This is a genomic window from Alcanivorax sp. HI0044, assembly GCF_001634945.1.
Genome location: NZ_LWEZ01001159.1, coordinates 1 through 17518, shown reverse-complemented (window position 1 = coordinate 17518; position 17518 = coordinate 1). Strand labels below are relative to the sequence as shown.

The window sequence follows — 17518 nt, the reverse complement described above, 5'->3', positions numbered from 1 at the left end:
TTGCCCTGGGCTTTTTCCACCTTGTCCAGACCGCTTTTCAGGCTGGCTTGCTGACGCTCAAGCTGCTTGATGCTGTCCACCAGCACTTCCACCCGTGTCTGCATTTGCCCGATCTGGCTCTGCCATTGGTCGCTGCTTTTGTTCACCGCAGCCACCGCGCTTTCCACCTGTTTTTTGAGGGCCGCGGCATCGCTGCTGATATTTTTTAATTTACCGTCCACACCCGCCTGGCCTTTTTTGACCTCGGTGACCGAGGAGGACAGGGCGCTCAGAGCCTTTTTCTGCTCGGCGATGGCAGCTTTATTGCGCTTGTTGCTCAGATCCCACAATTTGCGGATTTCATCTTCATTCGCTTCCAGCTTCTTGCCGTGGGTCTGAACCGTATCCAGCAGTTTGCCGGAGGACTGGTTGAGGCTTTCATCGGTCGCCGACAAACGGGATTGAAGGTTGCCCATTTTTTCACTGGATTCCGTCAACCGGTTATCCAGCTGCGCCTGCAACCCGGAGACCTGCTTGCTAAACCAGACACCCAGAACAGCGATCAGCACGACCAACACCAGGCACGCGGCCATCCAGCCACCATTGCCACCACCAGAAGGCGCCGGCTTGTGCGGTTTCGGCGCCGGTTTGCCGCTACCCGGAGGCGCTTTTTTGCCATTACCACCCAACGCCGCACTAGGCGTACTGGCTCGGGGTTCATCAACAGCAACGTCATTCAGGTCACCAAGATTGACTTCACGATCTCGCGTCATGCTTTACTTCCCGGGGGACACCCCGTTTGGTTGATTATTTATCTCAACGTTGGCTGTCAACGTTACTCTGAATGATCGAACAGCGATTGGTCGGTCGGGTAGTAGACTGGCTCGCCCGGTTCGTATTTTCCGTTATCTTTCTCAAGAAATGGCAGGAAAATAACCCACGGCCGCACATCCCGATGATCGACGAGGGCCCAAACACCGATTACCTGGTTCCCTTCATCATCGCTGATTTCATGCAGTCGGAATAAAGCCAGCATGTCCACATCCGGCTTTTTCTTCCCTTCTTCTTGAAGCTTTCTGTACAGAACCTCCACCCATTGCTCTGGCGCTGGAGCATCCTCTTTTTCGCCTGTATAAGTCATTGCCTGCGCAGAATCCCCCTTCTGGACCAATCCGAAAGGGTAAAAACTGCCAAATTTCTTGATCGCCTTTATCGCTTCACCAATTCCCGCAGCGGCCAGTTTATCCATGGCCTGCTGCTCCGGGCTTTTTGCTGCTTCGTCAGCGCTCTTTGTTTGCGCTGTTTTTGTGTCACTCGCCTGTTCGGCTGCCATGGCCGGAGTCACCCACAAGCCGGCCAGCAACATCACCAATCCAATAAAACGCATACAACACCTGTTATTGTCATCATTATCCCGGAATTTGACCGTCATCCGGCCAACAAGATCCCGAGCCTGTCGGACGCTACCAAACTTACCCTTCTATCGCCATAAAGACACAAAAAAGGCCGCAAAAGCGGCCCTTTTCATTGCCTGAACGGTATCTGCAAAGACCCCTTCAGGCTTACCCAACCGGGTTTATGCAGCAAAGTTGCTGGCTGCGAAATCCCAGTTGATCAGGTTCCAGATGGACTCCAGATACTTGGGACGGGCGTTGCGGTAGTCCACGTAGTAGGCGTGCTCCCACACGTCCACGGTGAACAGCGGGGCCTGACCCTTGCCGTGGGCAATCGGGGTGTCCGCATCGTCGGTGTTGACGATTTCCAGGCTGCCATCGCTGTTTTTCACCAGCCAGGTCCAGCCGGAACCGAAGTTACCGGTTGCCTTGGCATTGAACTGGTTCTTGAACTCGTCGAAAGAACCGAACGCCTTGTCGATGGCTGCGCCCAGATCACCACTGGGAGCACCGCCGCCATTGGGGCTGAGGCTGTTCCAGTAGAAGGTGTGGTTCCATACCTGGGCTGCCTGGTTGAACAGACCGCCTTCGGCGCTCTTGATGATTTCTTCCAGGGATTTGCCTTCGTTGTCGGTGCCGGCAACCATGTCGTTCAGCTTGGTCACGTAGGCGTTGTGGTGCTTGCCGTGGTGATACTCCAGCGTTTCGGCAGAAATATGCGGTTCCAGTGCATTTTTCTCGAACGGAAGCGGCGGTAATTCAAAAGCCATAATTTGTCCCCTGACATCATGTTGTCCCATTGCTCACTGCAACGGGCCGAAATTCCCCGCAGACAACCTGCCGGTGGCCTGCGGCCGAACGATAATAACAAGCTACCGGTCGTGTTCTCTACTCTGGCAAGGCTTTGCCTTTCGGTATCATAGACAAAACCTATCATTTGCCAGCAATACGTGACCGGCAGGTCCTTGTCAGATGGGGCGCAACGCCCTTGTTTCAAGTACAATGCGCCCCAATTTTTACGTTCCGGGACGTTTCTTTTGCGTTCTGTTAACGCCTTCAACTGTTTGGCAGGAGAAAAACATGTCTGATGATGCAGTCGTCATTGTAAACGGTGCCCGCACCGCCATGGGCGGTTTCCAGGGTTCCCTGTCCGCTGTCAGCGCCCCGGAACTGGGTGCCGCGTCCATCCGCGAAGCGGTCGCTCGCGCCGGCCTGAAAGCCGAGGACGTACAGGAAGTCATCATGGGCTGTGTACTGCCCGCCGGCCTGAAACAGGGCCCGGCCCGTCAGGCCATGCGTCTGGCCGGCCTGCCGGACAGCACCGGCGCCACCACCATCAACAAGCTGTGTGGTTCCGGCATGAAGGCCACCATGTTTGCCTACGATTCCATCAAGGCTGGCACCAACGACATCGTGGTATCCGGCGGCATGGAATCCATGACCAACGCCCCCTACGTGCTGGACAAAGCCCGTGCCGGCATGCGCATGGGCCACGGCCAGATCTTTGATCACATGTTCCTGGATGGCCTGGAAGATGCAGAAACTGGCCGCCTGATGGGCTCTTTCGCCCAGGAAGTGGCCGACAAGCGCAACATCACCCGCGAAGACATGGACAACTACGCCATCGAATCCCTGAACCGCGCCAATGCGGCCGTCGATAACGGCTGGTTCAAGGACGAAATCGTGCCGGTGACCGTGAAGACCCGTAAGGGTGAAGTGGTTGTCGACACCGACGAACAACCGGGCAACGCCAAGATCGACAAGATCCCCACCCTGCGCCCGGCCTTCGCCAAAGACGGCACCGTCACCGCCGCCAACGCCAGCTCCATCTCCGATGGTGGCTCAGCGCTGGTACTGGCCCGTGAATCCGTGGCCAACGAGCGCGGCCTGCAGCCGCTGGCCCGCATCCTCGCCCACGCCACCAACAGCAAACACCCCAGCGAGTTCACCATTGCCCCCATTGGTGCCACCGAAGCGGTGATGAAGAAGGTCGGCTGGAGCGTGGACGATGTGGACCTGTTCGAGATCAACGAAGCCTTCGCCATGGTGGCGATGATGCCGATGATCGATCTGGGCATTCCCCACGAGAAAGTGAACATCCACGGCGGCGCCTGTGCCCTGGGTCACCCGGTGGGCTCCACCGGCTCACGCATCATCCTGACCCTGATCCACGCGCTCAAGCGCACCGGCGGCAAACGCGGTGTGGCCAGCCTGTGTATCGGCGGCGGCGAAGCCACCGCAGTGGCTATCGAGCTGGTGTGAGACGCCTGACGCTGGACGCTTGATGCCAGACGAAAACGGGGCCTAAAGGCCCCGTTTTTTGTTGGCGCCGCCCTCTGTATTCCACCTCTATCACCCCTCCGTAGGAGCGGCGCTTGAGCCGCGAACCGCGCTTGCGCGGAAATCGCCCGTAGGGCGATCAGGTATTCCAGGGCCTAGCAGATCTTTCTAAATGATCACGCTTCTCTGCCTTGCTTCCGCTCGATTCGCGGCTCGAGCGGTATTATTCGCTCCGCTCACCCTTCGGGCCGTACGGAACTACGTGCGTTACTCCGCTACGCTTCGTTCCTACAGCAGCTTCGTAGCCCCCCCACCCCGAAACATCCGCTTTCATTTTAAAACTCTGTTGCACTTTCCTGACCGGATTCGCCCTCTGTCGTATACGCAAACCCGGATTTCACCTGTACCCTGACCGGCTAGTCACCGTTTTGGGTTGGGCATAAGCCCGGGAGCACCATGTCAGCATTACCCGTTATTACCGCCATGGGCGGCATCAATGCCGCCGGCCGCAGTGCCCAGCATTTCGCTTTCCAGCGGCTTGTTTTCGATGCTCTGAATGAGGCCCAGCAAAACGACACGCGAACCGCGCTGGCCCGACTCACCGGCAATGACAGCGAGACCGTGCTGGCCCGCACCCTGATCCGCGCACTCCCCGACAGCCACCAGCTCCACGCCGCACTCGCCGGCACCAGCGACGCCCCCATCACGCTGGAAATGCGTAATATGGACCTGCCCGACACCTTGCCTCCGGGCTGGCAGGTCAGCGCCGTGGACAAGCGCCGCAGCCGCGTCACCCTCCCCGCCGGGCTGGGCTTGCGGGTGCCCCACGACACGCCTCGCCGGGTCAGCGCCGCCGGCCAATTGCCGGACGGTTTTGATCCCGGCGCGCTATACGCCTCCCGCAACCACCCCCGCGCCCTGCAAATGGCCATTTTTGGCATCAGTGATGCGCTGGGTGATCTGGGTATGGATTGGGCGCAGGTCGCCGCCCGGGTACGCCCGGATCAAGTCGCCGTATACGCCAGCAATGCCATGTCACAGATGGATGACAACGGCCTGGGCGGCGTCATGCGCTTCCCGCCCAACGGCCAGCGCATCACTTCCAAACAGGTGCCGCTGGGGCTGGGCGAAATGACCGCCGACTTTCTCAATGCCTATGTATTGCACTCCGTCGGCACCACCGGTGGCATGCTCGGCGCCTGCGCGACTTTCCTCTATAACCTGGAAAAAGGCGTCCATGCCATTCGCAGTGGCCGGGTGCGTGTCGCCATTGTGGGCACCAGCGAAGCACCGCTGGTGCCAGAGATCATGGAGGGATACCGGGCCATGGGTGCACTGGCGGAGGATCAGGCGTTGGCCGCCCTGGACGGCGCCGCCAGCGCCGACCTGAACCGGGCCTGCCGCCCGTTCTCGGAAAACTGCGGTTTCACCATGGCCGAATCCACCCAGTTTACCGTGCTGATGGACGATACCCTGGCGCTGGAACTGGGCGCGGACATTCTCGGCGCCGTGCCAGATGTGTTCATCCATGCCGATGGCGGCAAAAAATCCATCTCAGCCCCCGGTGTGGGCAACTACCTGACTGTGGGCAAGGCCGCAGCCCTCACCCGCCAGCTGATCGGCGAGAAGGGCCTGCGCGAGCACAGCTTTGTGCACGCCCACGGCACCGGCACGCCGCAGAACCGGATCACCGAATCCGTGATTCTGGAGCGCACCGCCAAGGCCTTCGGGATTGAGCACTGGCCGGTGGTCGCCATCAAGGCCTATGTGGGGCATTCGCTGGGCAGTGCCGGTGGCGACCAGCTGTCTGCCACCCTGGGCAGTTTTGCCCAGGGCTGGCTGCCGGGCATTCGCACCGTGGACCACATTGCCGACGATGTGCACCGCGATCACCTGAATTTCTGCCTGGAGCATCAACCCCACGATGCATTGCAGGCCTCGCTGATCAATTCCAAGGGCTTCGGCGGTAACAACGCCACCGCCGTGGCGCTATCACCGACGGTCACGGAAAGCCTGTTGCGGCAACGGCATGGCCAACAGGCCATAACACACTGGCAGACGGCACGGGACCCGGTGCTGCAGGCCAAGGCCCGTTTCCGCGACCACTGCCTGACCGAGGCACCAAAACCGGTTTACCGCTTTAACGAGGGGGTACTGGGAGATGAGCACGTCACCCTGAGTGATAAGGCGGTGCAGTTAAATAACGGCCCCGTCATGACCTTTGATGACGACAACGGCCTGGCGGCTTACCAAATCAATCTCTAGCGCTGCTCGGATGGGAAAGGGCGAGTAACGAGGTACGAGTTTCAAGTTGCGAAAACCTTTCCCGGTCTTCGCAACGCGTTTCTCGCCACTCGACACTCAACATCCCCAGCCACTGAAGATCAACGAATCTCCACCTCAAACGCGGGTGACGCCCAGCCCTGCCCTGACGAAGGAGCATCGCCAGGCAGCGCTTCACCACCATAAATCACCTGTTCCGCATCACCGTATTGCAGCCAGGTTTCGGTGGGTGCCACCCCCACCCCCGGTTTGCTGTAATCACACACCCCCTGCGGGAAAACCTCGGCCACCTGCTCGGCAAACCCTTGCGGATCCAGTGCCAGAGGGTAGTCCGCCGGGTCCACCGGTTTGAGCTGGCACTTGTTGGTCAGGGTTTCAATGCTGTCACCAGCCACCGTGCGGGGGGTGCCAAAACGGGTCTGCACTACGGTTTGCTGCAGGCCCACCAAGGGATCGGTAATCGGCGATAACAAATCCGCCACAGTGCCCAACAGATCGCCCACCACGGGGATATCGGACACCACCGGCAGTTCACTCAGGTCCAACCCGCAGACCTGGCCGGTCAGCGCATCCACCACCACGCCCGCCTCTGCCGGCGCCGCCGGCAACAACGACAGGTCCAGCCCCGGCAGAATCGGGGTTGGATACAGCAGGTTACCGCTGAGCGGCACGATAGGGCCTTCCAGGCCCACCAGCGAAGACACCGACAGACAACGGTCACGGGCGTAGACCGGTTTGTGCTCCCGGACTTTTTCTTCAATGCTCAATGCCGAGGCGTCCGCTTCAATTTGCGACAGCCACAAATCCATCACCAATAGCGCCTCGGTGGTATAAACCGTATCACCAAACAATGGCGCCGGGCCGTACCAGATCACCTGGTTATCCGCGTGCCCCTGGGTCTTTTCCAGGCGGGCGCGCATCTGCCAGGAGTGATAGGCATCGTGGGCAATCCCCGGGTCCGGGCCGCGCAGATCAATAATCGGCACATTGGCCAGGTGCTCGGCAGTATTAATGGCACCGGTGCGGTAAGCATTGTACAGCGCCTGGCTATCGGCCACGGTGCGCTCCGGCTGGTAGTCGATATCCACATTGAAGCCGCCAATTTCCCGATTCACTTTCAGGAACTGGTCACCGGTAATCACACCACTCTGCAACGCCCGCAGACCATATTGAACGCCCACGTTATCCAGCGGAATGCCCCCGAATCCTCGTGACAGCAGGTGTTCGTTCGCAGACCACACTTCTGGCGAACGCAGCCCGAACTGGGACTTCATGTAATCCAGCAAGCCACAACGCAACCCATCCGGAGCGTCCTGGGCGTCATAGACGGTCACCCCGTCTTCCAGGCCCGGGCAGCTTTGCTGGTCAGGGTAGGCTGCCGGGAAAAAGGCCAGATCCGAGACCAGCGGATTCAACGGCAGATGGCCATAGAACGCGGACCATTGCGCAGCGGGAATCACCCCGGAACTCAACAACCGGGTGACCACATCCTGAAAGCCTTGCGGGTCGGAAGGCAGCTGATTGCCGAAATACTGGCTAAGTAAGTTGTAATCGGCGAACTGGGTGGCCGTGGTCCACACATCCGGGTAGGAGCACTGCACGATCATGCCTTGATAAATGCCCGGATACGCATTGGCCACATGCTGCTGGGTGATGGAACCACCGGAACATCCCGTGCCAATGGTGTAACGAATTTCACCGTACTGCTCGACGATGCGCTCCTTGCCCATCATCAGTGATTCCGCCGCCGTCACCAGATTGCCGTTATGTCCCAGGTTCCCCTGGGCGGTGGAGAGGGTCATGAAACCGCGCCCCAGCGCCGTGGTGATACTGTCACCCAGCAACAGCTCGGCGCCTTCCGGGGCCGTACCGGCGATATCACCTCGGGGAGGGTTACCCATGCCATAGCTCACGCCCACGTTACCGCCGTGGTGAATCAGCAATTTACCGTTCCACTGGGGCTGCGGGTTCAGCGCGGTCCAGGGTTGATCCGGTTGGTACAGGGTCATGATCAGGTAGCGATCCCGGTTCTGCACGCCCTCTTCCATGCGCACGATAAAGGGCACCTCCACACCGGCATCCGTGGTGATCCTGGCAATGGCAGCCTGGGCCGGTGGATTGGCGGGGTCGTAAGGTTGAAAGGCGCCGGGAATCCCTGGATTTTCCGGATCAAAATTGGTCAGCAAATTCTGCAACTTGTCGGCGGGCACATACTTGAAGCTGTACTCAGCCAGCTGGTTGCACTGGGCATCCACCGCCGCCGCATTGGTGCATTGCCAGGGCTGAATCTGCGGCCCGGAAATCACCGGCCCCCCATTGGGGTGATTGATAATGATCCGTTCCAGCACACTGTCATCCGCCAGCTCCACGGTCAGCCGGTTGCTGCCCAGCGCCAGGCCATTGATCAGGCCTTTCAGGGTACCGGCGTCGGTAGGCGTCAGCTGGTCAGTGACGGCCCTGTCCCCCAGTGTCACCACCGCGCCTTCAAGCTGGGCCGCATCGGGGGTGATCACCTCCACCAGTGCATCACCGCCGCTGATCAGGTCTGCCCGGTTGGAAAGCACCCGGATTTCGCCTGCCCCGGCAATCGGGTCACCGGGCTCATTGGGGGTGGGCCCGGCAGGGGGATTACTGGTCACCGGCACCGACGATGAGCCGCCCCCGCCACAGGCAGTGAGCAAAAGGGTCAGGGTGACAGGCATGGCAAACGCAAGCATTTTCATCGCAGGCTCCTCCCCGGGCGGCAGCCGCTGGCGCGCCGGGATCAGCGTGGACCACTGATTGTTCTTGGGAGTCTCTGAATAACCCCTTGCATGCTCAGTCTTTCAGGCTGGCTCGCAATCTAGGCGCGATTTTGAAGGTGTATGTCCATCCATCGAAAAAACGCAACAACGAGTGCGGGCCGGCCTGGAAGACCCGGAGGGCGCGGCCTGAAGGGCACATCTGCTGCGCTTTATCGCTAGGAAAGGGAGCCACCCTGTCCGTCGCGACACAACACAACAGCTGCACCCTTCTGGCCACGCTGAGTACGCAAGGGGTTATTCAGAGACTCCCTTGTTAAGATCCGCGCAATACGCACGGGTAGACCTTGATTGTCAGAGAGTTATCGGCGCCACACTGTTGTGGCACCGTAGTACCATAGTTACCGTGGAGCCGGCATTCTTTTCAGAATGTTGCACGAATGTGCCACCTAATGAGAAAGGAATGCCGGGACCGCATGGCGCACAACCCATTAGCTGATAAGGTAGCCCCATCGAATGCACAGGACTGCCTATGACCCGCCTGAAACTCGCCCTGCTGATGCTGGTTGCCCTGACCGCCAGCACCGCCCTTTGGCACCGCTACAAGCCGCTTCCTGCGGGGTTGAACGTGCAAGGGGAAACCCATGCAGTTCACGGGCTCAAATTGCTGGTGGACGATACCTGGGAAAGCGACAACGGTGGCGAGGCCACGCGGCTCAGCCGACAACATATTTTCGACGAATTCTTCCGCTTAATCGGTCAGGCGGAAAAACTCATCGTGGTCGACATGTTCCTGTTCAACGATTTTCAGGGCACTGCCAACGAGAGCGACCGGGCCTTGTCCAGCGAGCTCACCGACGCCTTGCTGGCCCGGCGCGCCAGCCACCCGACAATGCCGATCGTGGTCATCACCGACCCCATCAATACGCTTTATGGCGGGCTCCACAGCAAGCACCTTACGCGCCTGAAGAAAGCCAACATCACCGTCGTCACCACACCTTTGCCGGCACTGCGTGACTCCAACCCCAGCTGGTCCGGCCTGTGGCGGGTATGCTGCCAGTGGCTGGGCAACAACCCGGACAAGGGCTGGCTGCCCAATCCCATGGGGCCGGGACAGGTCTCCCTGCGCAGCTACCTGACACTGCTGAACTTCAAGGCCAATCACCGCAAGACCCTGGTGGTGGACGAAGGTGAACACTGGACCGGCCTGGTCACCTCCGCCAATGCCCACGATGGCAGCAGCGCCCACAGCAATATCGGCTTACGCTTTCAGGGCAATGCGGTCAAAGACCTGCTGGCCAGTGAACTGGCTGTCGCAGAGCTGACCGCCACCCGACTGCCCACACTCCCCACCTTGCCAACACAACCGACTGACCCGGCCGCCGACGCCCGCCTGCAACTACTCACCGAAGGCGCCATTCGTGATGCCTTGCTGGCAACCCTCAACCAAAGTCAGGCCGGCGACCAGGTTGATGTGTCCGTGTTCTATCTGTCCCATCGCCCGCTGATGGAGGCCCTGCTCGCGGCACAGCAACGGGGCGTACAATTGCGCGTCCTGCTGGATCCCAACAAGGATGCCTTCGGGCGTGAGAAGAACGGGATACCCAACCGCCAGGTGGGGAGTGAATTGCACAACGCCGGCATCCCCGTGCGCTGGTGCAACACCCAGGGAGAACAATGCCATACCAAGATGCTGTTACGGCGCAGCGCCAACAGCGCCGCACTGATCCTTGGCTCCGCCAACTACACCCGGCGAAATCTGGATAACCTGAATCTGGAGAGTAGCGTGCGGCTGATCGCCGCCCCCGACCACGCCATCATGCAACAGGCCAGCGACACCTTTGAACGGCGCTGGGAAAACCGTTACGACGAAAAGCACAGCACCGACTATGCGGTGTATGCGGATGACTCGGTGTGGAAGTACTGGTTGTATCGGGGAATGGAATTCACTGGCTGGAGCAGTTTTTAAAGCAAGTTAAAAGGTGAAAGTTCAAAGTTTAAAGGCGCGCAAAATGCAAACATGCATTTCACTTTTAGTGGACGCGCCTAAACGCTTGAAACGCGGAGCCCAACACCGCGCAAGCCTCTACCTTCCAGCCCTCGCGTTTCAACTTTGAACTTTGAACTTTCAACTCACGCCTTCCTCTTTCACTGGCCGATTGCGATGCCAGTCCAGGCCGGCGACGCCGCCGTTGATGAGCCAGGCCGCGGCCACCAGACCACCCGCCATGGGCCAACCCCAGCTTGGCGGCAACAACGCCGTGCCGGGAACAAACAACAAGAACAGCACTGTTTCCAGCACCGCCAGCAACACCGGTGCAGCCAGACGGGCCGGGTAATGCAGCTCCACACCCAACCAGCGCAAGCCTGCCGCGCCCATGGTCAGGCCCAGCCAGATAATGATAACGCCACCGATGACTACCGCCATTGCTGTCTCCCTGCCTGTTCAGTTCTGTCCGCCATAGAGTGCTTCACGGCCGTGGCGCACTTCCATGCCTTCACGCACTTTTTTCGACAAGCCTTTGATCACCAACGCGAAGGAATGGTCAATCATGCGCTGAATCTCCCCCTCGGGAATGGAGCCATCCAGTTTGACCGTATTCCAGTGTTTCTTGTTCATGTGATAGCCGGGCAGCACGGAGGAAAAGATGTCCCGCAGCGCTAGCAGGCTGTTGGAAAGCCCCTTGCGTACTCAGCGTGGTCAGAAGGGTGCAGCTGTTGTGTTTTGTCGCGACGGGCAGGGTGGTTCCCTTTCCTAGCGACAAAGCGCAGCAGATGTGCCCTTCTGGCCTCGCCCTCCGGGTCTTCCAGGCTGGCCCGCACTCGTTGTTGCAATGTCTCGATGGGTGGACACACACCTTCAACATTGCGCGTAGATTGCGAGCCAGCCTGGAAGACTGAGTATGTAAGGGGCTTTCCAACAGCCTGCATGAGCCTGATCCGGATCGCACTTCAGATTCATGCGCCCTTCACCACCCTCCTGCCCCAGCGTTGCGAACATCTTGTCGCGCACTTTCATCACCGCCACACCCGGGCCGAAAGGATAATCCTCCATCGCTTCAGGCTTGCCGAGAAGATATTGGCGAGCGGTATCGGCATCCATGTCCACCTCGTTTCAAATGCGGGTTCCATTACCCGAGCCGTCGTAAAACGGCCAGGTTTAGCATGGGTCAGGTTCTTCTGATTTTCGCTGTTAACTATTCACTGTTAACTATTAATTGCCTTCTCAGATTTCCCGGGTTTCACGGAAACGGATATCCGGGTGTCGCTCCTGGGCCAGTTGCAGGTTCACCCGCGTGGGCGCCAGGTAGGTCAGGTGCCCTGCACCGTCCCGGGACAGATTATCGTAGGCTTTGCGTTCAAAGGCAGACATGTCTTTTTCACTATCGGCTTCCACCCAGCGAGCCGTGGCCACACTCACCGGCTCATAACGGCAATCTACCCCGTATTCGCCTTTCAAACGCGCAGCCACCACGTCGAACTGCAGGGTACCCACTGCACCGAGAATCACATCGTTGTTACGCAGCGGGAAGAACACCTGGGTAGCGCCCTCTTCTGCCAGCTGGGTCAGGCCCTTGTGCAGCTGCTTGCTTTTGAGCGGGTCGTTGAGCACCACCCGCTGGAACAGTTCCGGTGCAAAGTGCGGAATGCCGGTGAAGGCCAGCTCTTCGCCTTCGGTGAAAGTATCGCCGATCTGAATGGTGCCATGGTTATGCAGCCCGATAATGTCACCGGAAAAAGCCTCGTCCACATTATCACGCTCACCGGCCAGGAAGGTCAGCGCATCGGGAATACGCACGTCCTTACCGGTACGCACCTGCTTTAGCTTGATGCCCTTCTGGTACTTGCCAGAACAAATGCGCATAAAGGCAATACGGTCACGGTGGCGGGGGTCCATGTTGGCCTGAATCTTGAACACAAAGCCGGTCATCTTGGGCTCATCGGCCGCCACGGTGCGAGCCGTCGCATCGCGAGGCTGCGGTGGCGGCGCCCACTGCACCAGGCCATCGAGCATATGGTCAACGCCGAAATTGCCCAGCGCGGTGCCGAAGAAAACCGGGGTCAGTTTGCCGGCCAGGAAACGCTCCAGATCGAACTCGTGGCTGGCGCCCTGGACCAGCTCCAGAGTGTCGCGCAGCTCCTCGGCGTAGTCAGCGCCCACGGCCTCATCCAGCTCGGGATTATTGAGCCCTTTCACCTCGCGCACGTCCTGCACAGTGTGGCCCTGACCGGTCTTGTACAGCACGGTGGTGTCAGTGAGCAGGTTGTAGACCCCCTTGAAGCTCTTGCCCATACCAATGGGCCAGGTGATCGGCGCGCACTCGATATTCAGCACGTCCTCGATTTCGTCGAGCACGTCGATGCCATCGCGCACATCCCGATCCAGCTTGTTGATGAAGGTGAGAATCGGCGTATCACGCAAGCGACACACTTCCATCAGCTTGACGGTCCGTTGCTCCACCCCCTTGGCGGCGTCGATCACCATCAGCGCCGAGTCCACCGCCGTGAGGGTGCGGTAGGTATCTTCGGAGAAGTCCGCGTGGCCGGGGGTATCCAGCAGGTTGACCGTGGCGTCCTTGTAGGGGAATTGCATCACCGAGGTGGTCACGGAAATGCCCCGCTCCTTCTCCATCTCCATCCAGTCAGAGGTGGCATGCTTACCGGACTTCTTGCCCTTTACGGTACCCGCGCTCTGGATCAGGTTTCCGTATAACAGCAGTTTTTCGGTAATGGTGGTTTTACCGGCGTCCGGGTGACTAATAATCGCGAAGGTGCGGCGCTTGGCCACCTGGTCTTGCAGGCTCATGGGGCTCAATCTCTGACTGGGTATTTCGAGGGCGCGAGTATAACAGCCTTCACCGCCTCATTTCCCACCCCTCAAACCAATCCAGAGCCTTTCAACTGGCGCTGGCGCATCAGCAGGTACAAGGCAAAACCCACCGCCACACCGGGCACCACGCCCAGCAACAGGGCCAGCCAGCCACCACGCACCTGGTAACGCTGGCGCTCGAACAGCACCCAGATCGCCAGAATCACCCAGCACAGAATCACATCCGTAGCGTAGCCAGCCGCATAGGGATTGACGAAACCGCTTGCAGCGGCGCCCAGCACATCCGGGTTAGCCATGAGCGGTGGAACCACCAGCACGGCAAAAGCACCACAGAAAATCAACGCGACCAGGATCAACAGACGACGAAACAGGCTTTCTGACATGAGCAACCACTCCTTGGTAGGTATCCAGTTACGTCTATCCTTGGCATTCGCTGCCCCGGTGTCCAGCTTTTGCCTGGCAAGCCGGTGAAACACTCAGACATTGGGTTGACGAAGGAAGCGATGCTAGAGTGACGATTCCCTTTTCCTGATCAGGACACCGCCATGTCTGCCACCGTTCGTTGCGTCCACATCGTGACCGCCCTTCTCGCCCTGACCCTGTTGAGCGCCTGCAGCCGCAGCCCCGATGCCAGTGATGCCCAGAAGGCCCTGGAAGCCGAGATGCGCAACGCCCACCTGGATGGTCTGCTTGAAATTACCGATGTGGAAAAGCAAAACGGTTACGAAGATGGCGATGGCCGCTACACCGTGGAAGTCAGTTACAACCTGGAGGCCCAGGAAGATCTGAGTACCTATACCAACCAGGTAAAAGGGAACGAGGATCTCTCCGGCCTGGACCGGTTCGCCATGATCATGGCGTTAAGCGCGCTGCGGGTGGAGCATGGTAATTTCAAGAAAGGCGACACCTTCCAGCGTCAGCGGGTGATCCAATTCCGGGATACGGAAAAGGGCTGGATGCCGCTGGAATAAGAAGCCGCTCCAGGCTTCACGTTACAAGCGGCAACGCGGTTGCGGATGGTGCCACCTGGCAACCGCCCTACCCGCGAAATCAAAGATGGGTTTTACTGTAGGAGTTCCCTTCCAGGGGACGAACAGAGCGAAGCGACAGGAGTTCGAGTCTACCCGCAATATCTTTTGCAACCCATCCCTCCTGACCGCCCAGGCCGCTGGCCTCGCTTCGCGAGGTTCGCACCCTAAACGGTGCTCCTACTGCGGCTTCGTAGAAAGACCGATGCTTGGCGAGTTTTCCCCTTCTCTCTATCAGCTTTCCTATCTGCTTTCTCGCAGCTCGTAGCTATTTATGCCCCGAGGCCAGCAGGCACTGCATCAGCACTGCATCTTCGTGGCCGTCACCCCGGCGGTAATAATTCTTGCGTGTCCCCGATACCGTGAAGCCCAGTGACTCATACAACGCCCGGGCACGGTGATTGCTTTCCCGCACTTCCAGGTAGATCACACTCATTGCATCGCGGCGGGCCGCGTCCATGGCCTGTTTCAGCAGTTGACGGGCCACCCCCTGGCGCTGCCGGGCAGGCGCCACGGCGATATTGAGCACATGGGTTTCATCAAGAATGCGTGACAGGATAAGAAAGGCCGCAGGCTGCCCTGCCAGCTCCACCGTCTGGCACAGATAATGGGCATTACCGAGACAATCAAGAAAATGGTTGCGGGTCCAGGGGGTCAGCTGGGCGGCGTTTTCGATCTCCAGCACCGCCTCCAGATCCGATTCCTGCATGGCCCGGATCGGGCCGACGGGATCAAACGCCATCGTAGCCATGGGCCTGCATGGCTTGCCAGCTGGCTGACTTGTGCTGCACCGGATCAGCCAGCATTTCCGCCAGGCTACTGATCACCAGCGCCGGCAGCCGTCCCAGCTCGAAGGGCTGATAACGGGGTTGTTCAAACAGGGCTTCGGCCAGCGCTTCCGGCAAACATAACAACACACGCTCGCCCCCACTTTGCTCACTGAGCCCGGCCACAAAGGCGGACAACGCCTGGGCGGCTTCTTCCGCCGGCATGGGCTGTTCTGTGAGAGGGCAGAAGAAACGGCGCGGCCGTTGCGGGCGCCCCTGGAACAGCGCCAGCAGGTTGGCCATCAACGGGGCTTCGAAACGCCCCAGCCCGGGTGCCTGACTGTCTTCCTGGGCACACAGTAGCCAGGTGGTGCCGCCGAGATGGGCTTCCAGGGTAAAGGTCAGCCCTTTCACCTTCGCCTTGGCGGGCGCAGGGGCCTCCTCCTTCGTCGGCTCTTGAGCAGGTGCCACGGAACGGGCAGACGGCGCTTTCGCCAATGCAGCGGCGGCCGATCCCTCAGGCTCGGGATCGGCCGCTGCTGCCGGGCTGGGTTCAGGGGTGCCCGAGGGAGCACCGACAGGAGCACGGGACGGCACCGCCACATCAACAGCAGGCCCTGGCGATGCAGGAGCATTAGCCTGCTCTTCCTCCGGCCAGTCCAATGCCGGTGAGGGCGCCGCCCCGGGCAAAGCCACACGAGCCACCCAGGGCGTCAGCCCCATGGCTTTCAGGTAACTCTGGCGCTGCGCTTCGTTCATGAAGCACCTCCGGTGCCGCCAGACGCCGGACGCACCAAGCACCACGCAAAAAGAACACCACCGTCAGGCATCCGGCATTCGGCGTCAGGCAAGCACATCATACATCCGCTGCCTGCGGGTGGGCCCGTTCCACGCCAGCTGCGAAGTGATTCAGGGCATTCAGGTAGGCCTTGGCGGAGGCGGTAATGATGTCCACATCCGCACCGTGGCCGTTGACGATACGGCCGCCTTTCTCCAGGCGTACGGTCACTTCCCCCTGGCTGTCGGTGCCCGCAGTAATCGCGTTGACCGAATACAGTTGCAGGGCGGTGTGGCTGTCCGCCAGTTTTTCGATCGCCTTGAAGGCCGCATCCACCGGGCCGGCACCACTGGCCGTGGCGTCCTGCTCCACACCATCAATGGCCATCACAATGCGGGCTTGCGGGGTTTCCCCGGTGCGCGCGGTCGCTTCCAGCAGAACCAGTTTGAAGCGCTCTTCTTCGGCGGCTTTCTTGGTGTCGCTGACCAGGGCCTGCAGGTCCTCGTCGAACACTTCGTGCTTCTTGTCAGCCAGATCCTTGAAGCGCTGAAAGGCCTCGTTCATGGCCGCTTCGGATTCGAAGCTGATACCCAGCTCGTCCAGACGGGCGCGAAAAGCGGCACGGCCGGAGTGCTTGCCCAGCACCATGCGGTTGGTGTGCCAGCCCACATCCTCGGCAGACATGATCTCGTAGGTCTCGCGGTGTTTGAGTACCCCGTCCTGATGAATACCGGACTCATGGGCAAAGGCATTGGCGCCAACAATGGCCTTGTTGGGCTGCACCGGGAAGCCGGTGATCTGTGACACCATTTTCGAGGTAGGCACGATCTCTTTGGCATTGATGCCGGTGTCCACATTGAACAGGTCCTGACGGGTTTTCACCGCCATGACGATTTCTTCCAGGGAAGCGTTGCCGGCCCGTTCGCCCAACCCGTTGATGGTACATTCCACCTGGCGCGCCCCGGCCTGCACCGCCGCCAGGGAATTGGCCACCGCCAGCCCCAGATCGTTATGGCAATGGACGGAAAAGATCGCCTTGTCCGCATTGGGAATGCGCGTGAGCAGCTGGCTGATGGTATCGCCAAACTGCTCGGGAATGGCATAACCCACGGTGTCCGGAATATTGATCGTGCGTGCACCGGCATCAATCACTGCTTCGATAATCCGGCACAGGAAGTCGATCTCGGAGCGGCCCGCATCTTCACAGGAAAACTCCACATCACCCATGTGATTGCGCGCATGCTTGACCGCCGCCACCGCGTGTTCGATGACCTGATCCGGCTCCAGCCGCAGCTTGTGCTGCATGTGGATCGGGCTGGTGGCGATAAAGGTATGGATGCGCCCGGATTCAGCCCCGGCCAGCGCCTCCGCCGCCCGGTCGATATCCGCCGCCTTGGCGCGGGCCAGGGAACAGATAGTGGATTCGCGCACGGTGTC

At 59.8% G+C, this 17518-nt stretch carries 15 protein-coding genes and 1 pseudogene; 4 read left to right on the top strand and 12 right to left on the bottom strand.

Annotation, left to right across the window (positions count from 1 at the left end; all coding sequences use genetic code 11):
* The 3 genes from A3730_RS15075 to A3730_RS15065 form a co-directional block, all read right to left on the bottom strand.
* Window positions 1-752 (bottom strand): hypothetical protein (locus A3730_RS15075; protein ID WP_063538347.1); only part of this gene is annotated, 752 nt, incomplete at its 3' end.
* Window positions 753-814: 62 nt separating this feature from the next.
* Entirely contained in the window at window positions 815-1366 is a 552-nt protein-coding gene (locus A3730_RS15070; RefSeq protein WP_063520366.1) for a hypothetical protein, read from the bottom strand.
* 189 nt (window positions 1367-1555) lie between these two features.
* Entirely contained in the window at window positions 1556-2143 is a 588-nt protein-coding gene (locus A3730_RS15065; protein WP_007151159.1) for a superoxide dismutase, read from the bottom strand.
* Window positions 2144-2453: 310 nt separating this feature from the next.
* On the opposite strand from A3730_RS15065, the gene A3730_RS15060 reads away from it, so the two are divergent.
* Together A3730_RS15060 and A3730_RS15055 are read left to right on the top strand one after the other, a co-directional pair.
* Window positions 2454-3635, top strand: coding sequence for an acetyl-CoA C-acyltransferase (locus A3730_RS15060; RefSeq protein WP_063538345.1), 1182 nt, complete (start codon window positions 2454-2456; stop codon window positions 3633-3635).
* Between the two features lie 474 nt (window positions 3636-4109).
* Window positions 4110-5918 carry a beta-ketoacyl synthase gene (locus A3730_RS15055; protein ID WP_063519573.1) on the top strand — a complete coding sequence of 603 codons (1809 nt, stop codon included), beginning with the start codon at window positions 4110-4112 and terminating at the stop codon, window positions 5916-5918.
* A 119-nt stretch (window positions 5919-6037) separates the two neighbouring features.
* Here the strand turns inward: A3730_RS15055 and A3730_RS15050 are convergent, their stop codons facing one another.
* The gene (locus tag A3730_RS15050; RefSeq protein ID WP_063519574.1) at window positions 6038-8659 is read right to left on the bottom strand and encodes a DUF6351 family protein; all 2622 of its coding nucleotides are present in this window, start codon (window positions 8657-8659) and stop codon (window positions 6038-6040) included.
* Between the two features lie 550 nt (window positions 8660-9209).
* Between A3730_RS15050 and A3730_RS15045 the strand changes: the two genes are divergently transcribed.
* Window positions 9210-10646, top strand: coding sequence for a phospholipase D family protein (locus A3730_RS15045; RefSeq protein WP_063519575.1), 1437 nt, complete (start codon window positions 9210-9212; stop codon window positions 10644-10646).
* Window positions 10647-10805: 159 nt separating this feature from the next.
* Here the strand turns inward: A3730_RS15045 and A3730_RS15040 are convergent, their stop codons facing one another.
* From A3730_RS15040 to A3730_RS15020, 5 genes and pseudogenes are all read right to left on the bottom strand, one after another.
* Window positions 10806-11105 carry a hypothetical protein gene (locus A3730_RS15040; RefSeq protein WP_063519576.1) on the bottom strand — a complete coding sequence of 100 codons (300 nt, stop codon included), beginning with the start codon at window positions 11103-11105 and terminating at the stop codon, window positions 10806-10808.
* A gap of 18 nt (window positions 11106-11123) precedes the next feature.
* Window positions 11124-11342: pseudogene (locus A3730_RS15035) on the bottom strand (MmcQ/YjbR family DNA-binding protein); the annotation flags it as partial.
* A gap of 195 nt (window positions 11343-11537) precedes the next feature.
* Window positions 11538-11780, bottom strand: a complete 243-nt coding sequence (locus A3730_RS15030; protein WP_063519577.1) for an MmcQ/YjbR family DNA-binding protein — start codon at window positions 11778-11780, stop codon at window positions 11538-11540.
* A 123-nt stretch (window positions 11781-11903) separates the two neighbouring features.
* Entirely contained in the window at window positions 11904-13484 is a 1581-nt protein-coding gene (prfC, locus tag A3730_RS15025) for a peptide chain release factor 3 (RefSeq protein WP_063519578.1), read from the bottom strand.
* Window positions 13485-13555: 71 nt separating this feature from the next.
* Window positions 13556-13891 (bottom strand): DUF2834 domain-containing protein, encoded by a 336-nt coding sequence (locus A3730_RS15020; protein ID WP_063519579.1) that lies wholly within the window; start codon window positions 13889-13891, stop codon window positions 13556-13558.
* Window positions 13892-14053: 162 nt separating this feature from the next.
* On the opposite strand from A3730_RS15020, the gene A3730_RS15015 reads away from it, so the two are divergent.
* Window positions 14054-14479, top strand: a complete 426-nt coding sequence (locus tag A3730_RS15015) for a hypothetical protein (protein WP_063519580.1) — start codon at window positions 14054-14056, stop codon at window positions 14477-14479.
* A 325-nt stretch (window positions 14480-14804) separates the two neighbouring features.
* On the opposite strand, the gene rimI is transcribed toward A3730_RS15015, so the two are convergent.
* The 3 genes from rimI to A3730_RS15000 all read right to left on the bottom strand — a co-directional run.
* Window positions 14805-15278, bottom strand: a complete 474-nt coding sequence (gene rimI, locus A3730_RS15010; protein WP_063519581.1) for a ribosomal protein S18-alanine N-acetyltransferase — start codon at window positions 15276-15278, stop codon at window positions 14805-14807.
* Window positions 15268-16062 carry a hypothetical protein gene (locus A3730_RS15005; RefSeq protein WP_063519582.1) on the bottom strand — a complete coding sequence of 265 codons (795 nt, stop codon included), beginning with the start codon at window positions 16060-16062 and terminating at the stop codon, window positions 15268-15270. The genes rimI and A3730_RS15005 overlap by 11 nt, the downstream gene beginning before the upstream one ends.
* Before the next feature lie 97 nt (window positions 16063-16159).
* Window positions 16160-17518: 2-isopropylmalate synthase (locus A3730_RS15000; protein WP_063538343.1), on the bottom strand; the 1359-nt coding region annotated here is incomplete at its 5' end.